Below are 12914 nucleotides of genomic sequence, written 5' to 3'. Positions count from 1 at the left end.
CAACGCATGCCCGCCCAGAACGCCCCGCTCGCTTCCAGCCATGCCCAAGGCCGCACCGATGTGCCGCTGATCGAGCAGACCATCGGCGATTTCTTTGCCGACATGGCGGCCCGCCAGCCCGATCGCGAGGCCCTGGTCAGCCGCCATCAGGGCCTGCGCTACAGCTATGCCGGCCTGCACACCGAGGCGCGCCGCCTGGCCAGCGCGCTGCTGGGCCTGGGGCTGGAAAAGGGCGACCGCGTCGGCATCTGGTCGCACAACAACGCCGAATGGGTGCTGATGCAGCTGGCCACGGCCCAGGTCGGCCTGGTGCTGGTCAACATCAACCCGGCCTACCGCACCTCCGAGGTGGAGTACGCGCTCAACAAGGTCGGCTGCAAGGCCCTGGTGACCATGGCGCAGTTCAAGACCAGCGACTACCTGGGCATGCTGCGCGAACTGGCCCCCGAGCTGGCCACGGCCGAGCCCGGCCGCCTGCATTGCGCGCGCCTGCCCCAGCTGCGCAGCGTGGTCTGGATCGACGTGGCAGGGCAGGGCGAAGAGCAGCCCGGCATGCTGCGCTTTTCCAGCCTGCTGGCGCGCGGTGATGCGCAGGATGCGCGCATCGACGCCGTGGCCGCCACGCTCAAGAACACCGACCCCATCAACATCCAGTTCACCAGCGGCACCACGGGCTTTCCCAAGGGCGCCACGCTGACCCACCGCAACATCCTGAACAACGGCTTTTTCATCGGCGAGTGCATGCGGCTGACGCCAGAGGACCGGCTGTGCATTCCCGTGCCGCTGTACCACTGCTTCGGCATGGTGCTGGGCAACCTGGCCTGCTTCACGCATGGCTCGGCCATCGTCTACCCGAATGACGGATTCGATCCGCTGCTGGTGCTGGAGACCGTGCAGGCCGAGCGCTGCACGGGCCTGCACGGCGTGCCCACGATGTTCATCGCCGAGCTGGACCACCCGCGCTTCAAGGAGTTCGACCTGAGCACGCTGCGCACCGGCATCATGGCCGGCTCGCCCTGCCCCATCGAGGTGATGAAGCGCGTGGTCAGCGACATGCACCTGTCCGAGATCACCATCGCCTACGGCATGACCGAGACCAGCCCCGTCAGCTGCCAGAGCGATGCCGACACGCCGCTTCAGCGCCGCGTTTCCACCGTGGGCAAGGTGCAGCCGCACCTGGAGGTGAAGATCGTCGACCCGGCCACGGGCGAGGTCGTGGCGCCCGGCGTCTCGGGCGAGCTGTGCACGCGCGGCTACTCGGTCATGCATGGCTACTGGGGGGACGAGGCCCGCACGCGCGAGGCCATCGACGACGATGCCTGGATGCACACCGGCGACCTGGCCACCATGGACGAGCAGGGCTACGTGAACATCGTCGGCCGCATCAAGGACATGGTGATCCGCGGCGGCGAGAACATCTACCCGCGCGAGATCGAGGAATTCCTCTACCGCCATCCGCAGGTGCAGGACGTGCAGGTCGTCGGCGTGCCCGACGTGCGCTATGGCGAGGAGCTGTGCGCCTGGATCATCGTCAAGCCCGGCCAGACGCTGACCGAAGACGGCGTGCGCGACTTCTGCAAGGGCCAGATCGCCCACTACAAGGTGCCGCGCTACATCCGCTTCGTCGAGGCCTTCCCGATGACGGTGACCGGCAAGATCCAGAAATTCAAGATCCGCGACGAGATGATCGCCATGCTGGATCTGCGCCCGGCCAGGACCGCCTGAGGGCTGCTTTCATGCGCTGCCGCCAGCTGTCCACCGCGTGCCGCCTAGTGCGTGCCGCCTTCGGGCGCGGCCACGGCCGAGGCTGCAGCGCGGCGCGCCACGACCAGGCGCTTGCGCAGCGAGATCTCCTGCATGTCCAGCTCGCTGACCAGGCGGCGCAGCGACTCGTCGTTGATGCGGTGGGCCTGGCGCTCGGCGTAGAGCGCGTCGCGCTCCTGGTGGATGCAGCGCAGGCGCAGCTCGATCTCCAGCAGGTAGCGCAGCTTGCGCTGGCGCACGACTTCGGGCGCCTCGCGCTGGATCTCGATGCTGGAGGCCGTGCCGCTGCCGTCGTCCAGCAGCTGGACGCGGTTGCGGTACTCCTGCGTCAGGTGGCCCATGACCTCCTGGTGCATGGCCACCCATTCGGGCGTGTGGCCCTGGATCTCTTCCTCGCTCAGCGTCAGCCCGCCAATGGCGGACTGGCAGGCGGCCACGCGCGCCAGGCGCTCCTCGCGCACCGTGGGCGATTCGCCGGGCTGGGGCATGCGGCGCAGGATCAGCGGCAGGGCGATGCTGCCCAGCACCAGGGTGAACAAGATGGTGCCCGTGGCCAGGAAGACCAGCATCTCGCGGCCGGGGAAGGGCTGTCCGTTGTTCAGCAGCATGGGCACGGACAGCGCGCCGGCCAGCGTCACGGCGCCGCGTATGCCGGCCATGGTGGTGGCCAGGTTCAGCAGGTGCGAGGGGCGCTCGGCCATCTTTCCCTGGAAGTGGGCGCGAGCCAGGCTGCGCTGCACGCCCAGCGTCAGCCAGATCCAGCGCATCAGCAGCAGCGCGCTGGAGATGATCACCACATAGCCCACCAGCACCCACCATTCGCTGCCCGCATCGTGCAGCGTCACGCCGATGATGGACGGCAACTGCAGGCCCAGCAGCAGGAAGATGGCGCCGTTGAACGAGGCTTCCACCATGCTCCAGGTGCCTTCGGTCTGCAGCCGCTCGCTGATGTAGCTGCTGCGCTCCAGGTCGGCGAAGTTGGTGGCAATGCCAGCGGCCACGGCCGACAGGATGCCCGACACGCCGATCTTTTCGCCCACGATGTAGGCGGCGAAGGGCAGCAGGATCAGCAGCAGCACCATCTGCGTGGCCGCCACGTCGCCCAGGCGGCGCGTGATGGTGCTGCGCGCATAGGAAAAGCCCCAGCCGATCAGCGTACCCACGCCCAGGCCGCCCAGGGCCATCCACATGAAATCCTTGGCCACCTCGGTCCACGAGAACAGGCCGGTCAGCGTGGCCGCGATGGCGAATTTCAGCGCCACCAGGCCCGAGGCGTCGTTGAGCAGGGACTCGCCCTCGAGGATGTGCATGGTCTTCTCGGGCATGCCCAGGTTGCGCGCGATGGCCGAGACGGCCACGGCATCGGTGGGCGAGACCACGGCGGCCAGCGCAAAGGCCACGGTCAGCGGCATGCCGGGCACCAGCCAGTGGATCAGCCAGCCCAGCCCCACCACCGTGAACAGCACCAGGCCCAGCGCCAGGCGCAGGATGGGGCGGTACAGCGCAAAGAACTCGCGCTTGGGAATGCGCCAGCCGTCGGCGAACAGCAGCGGCGGGATGAACAGCAGCAGGAACAGCTCGGGATCGAAGGCGATGTGCAGGCCCTTTTGCGGCCAGGCCATCAGCGCTCCCAGGGCGATCTGTATCAGCGGCAGCGGGATGGCGCGCACATAGCGCGCGGCAATGCCGGTCAGTGCCCCCAGCAGCAAAACGAGCAAGACGATTTCAACGGTGTGCATACGGCATTTTCCCCAGCCCGGGCCGCCGTTCTTTGCAGCACATTCGAAAAAACCAAGCGCCCGCATCGGGCAAACACAAGAAGAGGCCACACATGAGCATTCTGGGCACCCAACTCAATCCGCGTTCGGCGGACTTCCTGGCCAATGCGGCGGCCATGCGCGCCGTGGTCGAGGACCTGCAGGCCCAGGTGGCCAAGGTCGCCGAGGGCGGCGGCGAGGCCGCGCGCGCCAAGCACGTGGCGCGCGGCAAGCTGCTGCCGCGCGATCGCGTGGCCATGCTGCTGGACCCGGGCACGCCCTTTCTGGAGATCGCGCCGCTGGCCGCGCTCAACATGTACCGCAACGATGCACCCGGCGCGGGCCTGATCGCCGGCATCGGCCGCGTCAGCGGCGTGGACTGCATGATCGTGTGCAACGACGCCACGGTGAAGGGCGGCACCTACTATCCGATGACGGTGAAGAAGCACCTGCGCGCCCAGGAGATCGCCGCGCAGAACCGCCTGCCCTGCATCTACCTGGTGGACTCGGGCGGCGCCAACCTGCCCAACCAGGACGATGTGTTCCCCGACCGCGAGCACTTCGGCCGCATCTTCTTCAACCAGGCCAACATGAGCGCCGAGGGCATTGCCCAGATCGCCGTGGTCATGGGCTCGTGCACGGCCGGCGGCGCCTATGTGCCGGCCATGAGCGACGAGTCCATCATCGTCAAGAACCAGGGCACCATCTTCCTGGGCGGCCCGCCGCTGGTGAAGGCCGCCACGGGCGAGGTGGTCAGCGCCGAGGACCTGGGCGGCGGCGACGTGCACACGCGCCTGTCGGGCGTGGCCGACCACCTGGCCCACAACGACACCCACGCGCTGGCGCTGGCGCGCCAGTCCGTGGCCAACCTCAACCATGCCAAGCAGCCTTCTGCTGGCGACCTGCCCCCCGAGGCGCCGCTATTCGACGGCGGCGAGCTGTACGGCGTGATCCCCGTGGACACGCGCAAGCCCTTCGATGTGCGCGAGATCATCGCCCGCGTGGTGGACGGCAGCCGCTTCGACGAGTTCAAGGCCCGCTTCGGCGCCACCCTGGTCTGCGGCTTTGCGCGCATCGAGGGCATGCAGGTGGGCATCATCGCCAACAACGGCATCCTGTTCAGCGAATCGGCCGTCAAGGGCGCGCACTTCATCGAGCTGTGCTGCCAGCGCAAGATCCCGCTGGTCTTCCTGCAGAACATCACGGGCTTCATGGTGGGCCGCAAGTACGAGAACGAAGGCATTGCCCGCCACGGCGCCAAGCTGGTCACGGCCGTGGCCACGGCGGCCGTACCGAAGTTCACCATCATCATCGGCGGCTCCTTCGGCGCGGGCAACTACGGCATGTGCGGCCGCGCCTACTCGCCGCGCTTCCTGTGGATGTGGCCCAACGCGCGCATCTCGGTCATGGGCGGCGAGCAGGCGGCCAGCGTGCTGGCCACCGTCAAGCGCGACGGCATCGAGGCCAAGGGCGGCCAGTGGACGGCCGAGGAGGAAGAGGCCTTCAAGGCCCCCATCCGCCAGCAGTACGAGGATCAGGGCCACCCCTATTACGCGACGGCGCGCCTGTGGGACGATGGCGTCATCGACCCCGCCGACACGCGCCGCGTGCTGGCGCTGGGCCTGGCGGCCACGCGCAACGCGCCCATAGCGGACACGCGCTTCGGCGTGTTCCGCATGTGACGGCGGCTTCCCTTTCCTTGCAGCGAGGTACTTCATGAAAACCACCGCACTGACCCTCGAATTCCAGGGCCCCCTGGCCACCATCACGCTGACCCAGCCCGAAGTGCGCAATGCCTTCAGCGACGAGGTCATTGCCGACATCACCCACGCCTTCCACGCCGTGGGCAAGCGCAGTGACGTGCGCGCCGTGGTGCTGGCCGCCGAGGGCCCGGCCTTTTGCGCAGGCGCCAACCTCAACTGGATGCGCCGCATGGCCGACTACTCGCGCGACGAGAACCGCGAGGACGCCGGCCTGCTGGCCGAGATGCTGCGCGTGATCTACGAATGCCCGCAGCCCACCATCGCGCGCGTGCAGGGCGATGTCTATGCGGGCGGCATGGGCCTGGTCGCTGCCTGCGACATGGCCGTGGCCGCCGAGGGCGCGGGCTTTTGCCTGTCCGAGGTGAAGATCGGCCTGATCCCCGCCACCATCAGCCCCTACGTGATCCGTGCCATGGGCGCGCGCGCCGCCCACCGCTACTTCCTGACCGGTGAACGCTTCGACGCGGCCGAGGCGCTGCGCATCGGCTTCGTGCACCGCGTGGTGGCGGCAGACGAGCTGGACAACGCCGTGGACGGCCTGCTCAAGCACCTAGTCAGTGCCGGTCCCGCCGCCGCCCGCGCCTGCAAGCGCCTGGTGATCGACGTGGCCGAGCGCGAGATCAACGAGCAACTGATCGCCGCCACCGTCGAAGGCATCGCCGACATCCGCGCCAGCGCCGAGGGCAAGGAGGGCGTGCAGGCCTTCCTGCAAAAGCGCAAGCCGGCCTGGCTGGCCTGATACCCGAAAGCAGCCTGTCCGCAGAACCATCACCGAGCGAACGCCATGAGCACCCTGACCGACTCCCTCGTCCAGTGGCTGCAGTCCGTGGGCCTGTACCCGGGCCCGGCCGTGCACCACACGGTCAGCGAGGCGGCTGGCGAGGTGGCCGAGCGCGTGGGCCAGGCCACCAGCGGCATGGACATGGCCGGCCTGCTGGCGCTGGCCGCCGCACTGGGCTGGGCCAGCGGCTTTCGGCTCTACGCCGTGGTCTTCGTGACCGGGCTGCTGGGGGCGCTGCGCTGGGTGGCGCTGCCTGGCGGGCTGCATGTGCTGGAGCATCCAGCCCTGCTGTTCGCCAGCGGCGCGCTGCTGTTCGTGGAGTTCTTCGCCGACAAGATCCCCGGCGTGGACTCGGTCTGGGACCTGCTGCAAAGCGTGATCCGCATCCCGGCGGGCGCGGCGCTGGCGGCCGGCGTCTTCGGCGCCGACAGCGCGACCATGGCCACCATGGCGGCCCTGATGGGCGGCTCGCTGGCCCTGTCCAGCCAGGTGGCCAAAAGCACGACGCGCGCGGCCATCAACACCTCGCCCGAGCCGTTTTCCAACGTGGGCGCCAGCCTGGTGGAGGACGGCGCCTCGGTGGGCGCGATCTGGCTGGCGCTCACGCATCCGCTGGCCTTCGCCGCCGTGCTGCTGGTCGTGGTCATCGCCCTGTGGCTGCTGACCTGGGCGCTGTGGCGCTTTCTCAAGGCCGTGGTGCAGCGCCTGGGCGCGCTGTTCGGCGGGTCTCCCGCGATGAATCAAAAACCATAGCCGCCGGTCGCCGAATGACCGGGGCTGCAGAGAAAACACTGGAGATAACGCATGTTCAAGAAGATCCTGATCGCCAACCGCGGTGAAATCGCCTGCCGCGTCGCGGCTTCCGCCCGCCGCATGGGCGTGCGCACCGTGGCCGTGTACTCGGACGCCGATGCCCGCGCCAAGCATGTGCAGGCCTGCGACGAGGCCGTGCACATCGGCGGCAGCGCCCCCAAGGACAGCTATCTGCGCTGGGAGCGCATTCTGGAGGCCGCCAAGGCCACGGGCGCCCAGGCCATCCACCCCGGCTACGGTTTTCTCAGCGAGAACGAGGAATTCGCCCAGGCCTGCGCCGATGCCGGCCTGGTCTTCATCGGCCCGCCGCCCTCGGCCATCCGCGCCATGGGCCTGAAGGCGGCCTCCAAGCAGCTCATGGAAAAGGCCGGCGTGCCCCTGGTGCCCGGCTACCACGGGGCCGACCAGGACCCGCAGCTGCTGCAGCGCGAGGCCGACCGCATCGGCTACCCGGTGCTGATCAAGGCCAGCGCCGGCGGCGGCGGCAAGGGCATGCGCCTGGTCGAGCGCAGCGAGGACTTTGCCGCCGCCCTGGCCAGCTGCCAGCGCGAGGCCATCAACAGCTTCGGCGATGACGCCGTGCTGGTCGAGAAATACGTGCTGCGCCCGCGCCACATCGAAATCCAGGTCTTTGGCGACACCCAGGGCAACTGCGTCTACCTGTTCGAGCGCGACTGCTCGGTGCAGCGCCGCCACCAGAAGGTGCTGGAGGAGTCCCCCGCGCCCGGCATGACGCCTGCGCTGCGCCAGAAGATGGGCGAGGCCGCCGTGGCCGCCGCCCAGGCCGTGAACTATGTGGGCGCGGGCACGGTGGAATTCATCGTCGAGCAGCCCGGCGGCTACGACCAGCCCGAGGCCATGAAGTTCTACTTCATGGAGATGAACACCCGCCTGCAGGTCGAGCACCCGGTGACCGAGGCCATCACGGGCGAGGACCTGGTGGACTGGCAACTGCGCGTGGCCAGCGGCCTGCCCCTGCCCAAGCGCCAGGACGAGCTGCGCATCACCGGCCATGCCATCGAGGCGCGCATCTGCGCAGAAAACCCCGACAACGGCTTCCTGCCCGCCACCGGTACCCTGCATGTCTACCGCAAGCCCGACTGCGCCAGCTTCCATGTCGGCGACGTGCGGGTGGACGACGGCGTGCGCGAGGGCGATGCCATCAGCCCCTTCTACGACTCCATGATCGCCAAGCTCATCGTGCATGGCGACACGCGCGAACAGGCGCTGGCGCGGCTCGATGCCGCCCTGGCCGAGACACGCATCGTGGGCCTGGCCACCAATGTGCAGTTCCTGCGCCAGGTCATCGCCAGCGATGCCTTTGCAACCGCCAAGCTGGACACGGCGCTGATCGAGCGCGAGAAGCAGCATCTGTTCCACCAGCAGCGCCTGCCGCAGGCCCAGGCCGTGGCCGCCGCCGTGGCCCAGATACTGCAGGCCGAGCGCGCGCAGGAAACCGCCGACCCCTTCAGCCGCCGCGACGGCTGGCGCTCGCACGGCGTGGCCGAGCGGCGCTGGGACTTCCGCCAGGGCGAGGCCGCCGTGCCCGCGCGCCTGCGCTACCTGCATGACGGCGCGCTGCAACTGGCCGTGGGCGAGGGCGAGTCCCTCGCCGAGGGCCTGCTGTCCTGGCAACAGGCCGGGGACGGCGCCTTCGACGTGCAATTCGCGGGCCAGCGCCTGCGCGCCCAGGTCCATGTGCTGGGCGAGCAATGCCATGTGTTCGCTCCCCAGGGCGCGGCCGTGCTGGGCCTGGCCGATCCGCTGGCCCATGCGGGCGATGTGCATTCGGAAGGCGGCCGCCTGACGGCGCCCATGCCGGGCAAGGTGGTCTCCTTTGCCGTCAAGGCCGGCGACAAGGTCAGCAAGGGCCAGCCGCTGGCCGTGATGGAGGCCATGAAGATGGAGCACACCATCGCCGCACCCGGCGACGGCGTGGTGGCCGAACTGCTGTATGCGCCCGGCGACCAGGTGACCGAAGGCTCCGAGCTGCTGCGCCTGGAAAGCTGAGCCCGCAGGCAAGACAGTTTTGCGCAAAAGTCGCGCGTGGGCGTCGCCAGGCCGTTAGGCTTGGCCACCTATGCGAGTGACTTTCTGCTGCGAAGACACCAGGCCCGACGCCTGGCTGCAAGGACTGCGCGCGGCCCTGCCGGGCGCCGAGGTGGACATCTGGTCGCCGGGCGCGCCGCAGGCCGACTACGCTCTGGTCTGGGCGCCACCCCAGCGCTTCATCGACGAGCAGCCGGGCCTCAAGGCCCTGTTCAACATCGGCGCCGGCGTCGATGCGCTGCTGCCGCTGCGCCTGCCGGCCGGGCTGCCCGTCTACCGACTGGAGGACGCCGGCATGGCCGTGCAGATGGCCGAATACGTCAGCCAGGCCGTGATCCGCTTCTTCCGGGGCCTGGACGGCTACGAGGCAGACATGGCCGCCGGCCTGTGGCAGCACCGGCCCAATCCTCGGCGCGTGGACTTCCCCGTGGGCGTCATGGGGCTGGGCTGCATGGGCGAGCGCGTGGCGCGCGCGCTGACGGTGTTCGATTTCCCCGTCAACGGCTGGAGCCGTACGCCGCATGCCATCGACGGCGTGCGGGGCTTCTGCGGCCCGCAGGACTTCGACGCCTTTCTGCGCGCCACCCGCATCCTCGTCAACCTGCTGCCGCTGACACCCGAGACCGACAGCATCATCGACGCGCGCAGCCTGGCCCTGCTGCAGCCGGGCGCCTATGTGATCAACGTGGGACGCGGCGGCCATGTGGCGGACGAGGACCTCATCGCCGCCATCGACGGGGGCCAAGTGTCCGGCGCGTTGCTCGACGTGTTCCGCACCGAGCCGCTGCTCGACGGCCATGCCTTCTGGCGGCATCCGTGCATCACGCTCACGCCCCACACCTCGGCCCGCACCCTGGCGCGCGACAGCGTGGAGCAGATCGTGGGCAAGGTCGCCGCGCTGAGCCGGGGCGAGGCCGTGAGCGGCCGCGTGGACCTGCGGCGCGGCTACTGACGGGCGCGCTCAGTCCAGCGTCACGCCGGTGCTGCGCACCAGCGCGCCCAGGCGCTGGGAGTCGCTCCTGATCAAGGCACCGAATTCGGCCGCCGTGCCGCCCACGGCCGGCGTGCCTATGGCTTCCCAGCGCGTGCGGAAGGCCGGGTCCTTGAAGATGGCGTTGACCGTGGCATTGAGTTTGTCGATGGCGGCGGGCGGCGTGCCCGCGCGCACGGCAATGCCATGCCAGCCCGTGATCTGGTAGCCGGGCACGCCGGCCTGGGCCATGGTGGGCACATCGGGCAGCACCTTGCTGCGCTCGGCCGAGGTGACGGCCAGCGGGATCAGGCGCCCGCCCTGGATGTGCTGCAGCGAGCTGCCCACGATGTCGAACATCAAGCCCACCTGGCCGCCGATCAGGTCGTTGAGTGCCGGTCCCGCACCCCGGTAGGGCACATGGCCCAGCTTGACCTGCTCCATGGAGTTGAACAGCTCGCCCGCCAGGTGCTGGGGCGTGCCGTTGCCGGCCGAGGCAAAGCTCAGCGTCTTGCCCGTTTTGGCCAGGGCCAGCAGCTCGGCCACGGTCTTGACGCCCAGCGAGGGATGGACCTCCAGCACCAGCGGGAAGGCCGACAGCTGCACCACGGGCTCCAGGTCCTTGAGCGGGTTGAAGGGCATGCTCTTGTACAGCGAGGAATTCACGGCCATGGGGCCGCTGGCGGCCAGCAGCAGGGTGTGGCCGTCGGGCGTTGCCTGGCGGGCCACCTCGGCGCTGCCCAGGTTGCCGCCCGCGCCGCTCTTGTTCTCCACGATGACGGTCACGCCCAGGCGCTGCTGCAACTCGGGCTGCAGCATGCGTGCCATCAGGTCGGTGGGGCCGCCGGGCGGGTAGGGCACGACGAAGCGGATGGTCTTGCTGGGGAACGCCGGCGACGGGGTCTGGGCCGAGGCCTGGCCCGCCAGGCCCAGGGCCATGAAGGCCAGGGGAAGCGCCGTGAATGCGGTGGCTGCCTTGATTTTGGCGATGGCGTCACGCCGCGTGCCGTGGGTGGGCTGTTGCATGGTTGTGTCTCCTGCCTGTGGTTGGAATGGAAGGCCCGTCTTGTGCGGGCTCATGGGCCTATCGGCTTATCGGCTTATGGGCCTGTAAGGCGCCTGGTGCTCAGCCCGGTGTGAAGCGCCGGCGTATGTCGTCGGCCGTGGCCAGGGGGCGGCCCAGCGCCTGGGCGGACACCACGGCCTGGCGGACCAGGGCGGCGTTGTCGGGCGCGGTGTGGCCGTCCCGCGTCAGCAGGTTGTTCTCGAAGCCCACGCGCGCATGGCCGCCAAACGCGGCGGCTGCCGCGATGCAGGTGTTTTCCGTGGCGCCGAAGGCGCACACGGCCCAGGGCTCGCCGCCGTCATGCGCCGCAAGAAAGGGCAGCAGGTCCTGCGGCCGCGAGGTCTGGCCCGCGCTGTAGCGGCCCAGCACGAAAAGCAGGAACCACGGCGCCTCGGGCACCACGCCCTGGGCGCGCAGCGCCTGCCAGCGGCGCAGGTCGGCCACGTCGTAGAGGATGACCTGCACCATGACCTGGTCGCGCACCAGGCCCGTGAAAAAGTGCGCCAGTCCCGCATCGCCGATCTCGGGCCGGTCGATCTCGCGCAGGCCGATGGAGACGGCCTCGGGCCGCAGCGCCTGCACCATGGCGATCTGCTCGGGCGCGCGGTAGACGCCTGCGGCCTCGCTGGTGATCTGCACCACCATGTCCGTGCCCACGGCCTCGCGCACCACGCGCCAGGCTTCGCGGTAGCCGTCCACATCCAGGCTGTGGCGTCCCCGGGCGTCGCGGATGTGCATGTGGATCATGGCCGCGCCGGCATCCAGGCAGGCGCGTGCCGTGGCGGCCAGCGCCTGCGGCGTGATCGGCAGGGCTCGGTGGTCGGCCGGCTGCTTGTAGGCGCCGTTGGGGGCCACGGTGATGATCAGCGGGTCGCTCCACTGCGACGTGGTTGACGTGGGCGATGTGGGCGACGTGGTTGACGTGGGGACCGGCGTGCTCATGGCGTGTCCTGTGCCTGCTCCGGCACCGGCAGCTCGCTGGCCAGCAGGGCCAGGCCCTGGCGCAGCAGCGCGTCGTAGCGGGCACGCTCGGCCAGGCGGCGGTCCTCGGGCCAGTCGAAGAAGCCCTTGCCGGTCTTCATGCCCAGATCGCCGCGCGCCACGCGATCGCGCAGGGCCTGGGCCGGCACATCGGTGTTGGACAGTGTGGGGTACATGGTGGCGGCGGCCGCGCAATGCACCTCGATGCCTGCATGGTCGCGCTGCAGCACGGGGCCGGCCGCCAGGAAGCGGAAGCCGAAGCCGAAGCGCACGGCGGCATCCACATCCTCGGGCGAGGCAATGCCCTCGTCGATGAGGGCGAAGGCCTCGCGCGACAGCGCATGCTGCATGCGGTTGGCCAGAAAGCCGGGCTTGTCCTTCTTCACCAGCACTGGCACGCTGCCGCAGCCGCGCATGAAGGCGTGCAGCCACTGGCCCAGGGCCGGGTCGCTGCGCTCTCCCAGCACCACTTCCACCAGTGGCACCAAATGGGCGGGCATGAAGAAGTGCAGGCCCAGCATGCGCTGCGCCGTGGGCAGGCCGCTGGCGATGGCGCTGATGGGAAAGCCCGAGCTGTTGCTGGCCAGCACGGCGTCGGCCGGCGCATGCGCCTCAAGTTCGGCGAACAGCGCCTGCTTGGCATCCAGCCGCTCGGTGATGCATTCCACCACCAGGGCCACGCCGTCCCAGGCCACATCCTCCAGCGCCGCGCAGACCGAGACCTGGGACGCGCACCGGGCAAAGCCGGCCGTGGCCAGCTCGATGGCAATGTGCTGCAGCAGCAGCTCGCGCCGTGCCGCGCCGGGGTCGACCACGGTCACCAGGGCGCCGCCCCGGGCCAGGACCACGGCCACATCGGCACCCATGGTGCCTCCCCCGACGACCACCGTGCGCGCGTTGCGCGGCGAACTGCTGTGCATGCTGTCTCCTGCTGATTTCATGGATTTGAGGCGCAGTCTAGGCAGACGTT

Annotated in this window: 10 protein-coding genes; 6 read left to right on the top strand and 4 right to left on the bottom strand. The window is 69.5% G+C overall.

Going from position 1 to position 12914, the window contains the following annotated elements:
• Positions 1-6 precede the first annotated feature (6 nt).
• Positions 7-1725 (top strand): AMP-binding protein, encoded by a 1719-nt coding sequence (locus PO605_RS18505; RefSeq protein ID WP_047472938.1) that lies wholly within the window; start codon positions 7-9, stop codon positions 1723-1725.
• Positions 1726-1769: 44 nt separating this feature from the next.
• On the opposite strand, the gene PO605_RS18500 is transcribed toward PO605_RS18505, so the two are convergent.
• On the bottom strand, positions 1770-3503 hold the full coding sequence (locus PO605_RS18500) for a Na+/H+ antiporter (protein ID WP_272206724.1): 1734 nt from the start codon (positions 3501-3503) through the stop codon (positions 1770-1772).
• Positions 3504-3595: 92 nt separating this feature from the next.
• On the opposite strand from PO605_RS18500, the gene PO605_RS18495 reads away from it, so the two are divergent.
• From PO605_RS18495 to PO605_RS18475, 5 genes are all read left to right on the top strand, one after another.
• Positions 3596-5203, top strand: a complete 1608-nt coding sequence (locus PO605_RS18495) for a carboxyl transferase domain-containing protein (protein ID WP_046238867.1) — start codon at positions 3596-3598, stop codon at positions 5201-5203.
• A gap of 34 nt (positions 5204-5237) precedes the next feature.
• Entirely contained in the window at positions 5238-6023 is a 786-nt protein-coding gene (locus tag PO605_RS18490; protein ID WP_047474059.1) for an enoyl-CoA hydratase/isomerase family protein, read from the top strand.
• Positions 6024-6068: 45 nt separating this feature from the next.
• Positions 6069-6818, top strand: coding sequence for a DUF4126 domain-containing protein (locus PO605_RS18485; RefSeq protein ID WP_082001623.1), 750 nt, complete (start codon positions 6069-6071; stop codon positions 6816-6818).
• A gap of 51 nt (positions 6819-6869) precedes the next feature.
• A complete protein-coding gene (locus PO605_RS31030; RefSeq protein ID WP_209671731.1) occupies positions 6870-8888 on the top strand; it encodes an acetyl/propionyl/methylcrotonyl-CoA carboxylase subunit alpha in 2019 nt (672 codons plus the stop codon).
• Positions 8889-8958: 70 nt separating this feature from the next.
• Positions 8959-9879: a 2-hydroxyacid dehydrogenase gene (locus PO605_RS18475; RefSeq protein WP_047474202.1), complete on the top strand. Its 921-nt coding sequence runs from the start codon at positions 8959-8961 to the stop codon at positions 9877-9879.
• 9 nt (positions 9880-9888) lie between these two features.
• Here PO605_RS18475 and PO605_RS18470 read toward each other — a convergent pair whose 3' ends face one another.
• The 3 genes from PO605_RS18470 to PO605_RS18460 all read right to left on the bottom strand — a co-directional run bounded on the left by PO605_RS18470 (position 9889) and on the right by PO605_RS18460 (position 12864).
• Positions 9889-10923, bottom strand: a complete 1035-nt coding sequence (locus PO605_RS18470; protein WP_047474200.1) for a Bug family tripartite tricarboxylate transporter substrate binding protein — start codon at positions 10921-10923, stop codon at positions 9889-9891.
• A gap of 100 nt (positions 10924-11023) precedes the next feature.
• Positions 11024-11905: a 3-keto-5-aminohexanoate cleavage protein gene (locus PO605_RS18465; RefSeq protein WP_047474198.1), complete on the bottom strand. Its 882-nt coding sequence runs from the start codon at positions 11903-11905 to the stop codon at positions 11024-11026.
• Complete coding sequence (locus PO605_RS18460; RefSeq protein WP_047474196.1) at positions 11902-12864, bottom strand: 3-hydroxyacyl-CoA dehydrogenase family protein; 963 nt, start codon at positions 12862-12864, stop codon at positions 11902-11904. The genes PO605_RS18465 and PO605_RS18460 overlap by 4 nt, the downstream gene beginning before the upstream one ends.
• Positions 12865-12914 lie beyond the last annotated feature (50 nt).

Origin of the sequence: Delftia sp. DT-2, from assembly GCF_028401915.1 — a bacterium.
In the GTDB taxonomy this organism is placed as follows: Bacteria; Pseudomonadota; Gammaproteobacteria; order Burkholderiales; family Burkholderiaceae_C; genus Comamonas; species Comamonas tsuruhatensis.
Note: the sequence above shows the minus strand (reverse complement) of the source record. Positions and strands in the feature narration are given on the sequence as shown.

What these genes read in the sequence shown, in the direction of transcription:
- PO605_RS18505 (WP_047472938.1), top strand. Translation starts at nt 7, where the DNA reads ATGCCCGCCCAGAACGCCCCGCTCGCTTCCAGCCATGCCCAAGGCCGC.
- PO605_RS18470 (WP_047474200.1), bottom strand. Translation starts at nt 10,923, where the DNA reads ATGCAACAGCCCACCCACGGCACGCGGCGTGACGCCATCGCCAAAATC.
- PO605_RS18500 (WP_272206724.1), bottom strand. Translation starts at nt 3,503, where the DNA reads ATGCACACCGTTGAAATCGTCTTGCTCGTTTTGCTGCTGGGGGCACTG.
- PO605_RS18465 (WP_047474198.1), bottom strand. Translation starts at nt 11,905, where the DNA reads ATGAGCACGCCGGTCCCCACGTCAACCACGTCGCCCACATCGCCCACG.
- PO605_RS18495 (WP_046238867.1), top strand. Translation starts at nt 3,596, where the DNA reads ATGAGCATTCTGGGCACCCAACTCAATCCGCGTTCGGCGGACTTCCTG.
- PO605_RS18490 (WP_047474059.1), top strand. Translation starts at nt 5,238, where the DNA reads ATGAAAACCACCGCACTGACCCTCGAATTCCAGGGCCCCCTGGCCACC.
- PO605_RS31030 (WP_209671731.1), top strand. Translation starts at nt 6,870, where the DNA reads ATGTTCAAGAAGATCCTGATCGCCAACCGCGGTGAAATCGCCTGCCGC.
- PO605_RS18460 (WP_047474196.1), bottom strand. Translation starts at nt 12,864, where the DNA reads ATGCACAGCAGTTCGCCGCGCAACGCGCGCACGGTGGTCGTCGGGGGA.
- PO605_RS18485 (WP_082001623.1), top strand. Translation starts at nt 6,069, where the DNA reads ATGAGCACCCTGACCGACTCCCTCGTCCAGTGGCTGCAGTCCGTGGGC.
- PO605_RS18475 (WP_047474202.1), top strand. Translation starts at nt 8,959, where the DNA reads ATGCGAGTGACTTTCTGCTGCGAAGACACCAGGCCCGACGCCTGGCTG.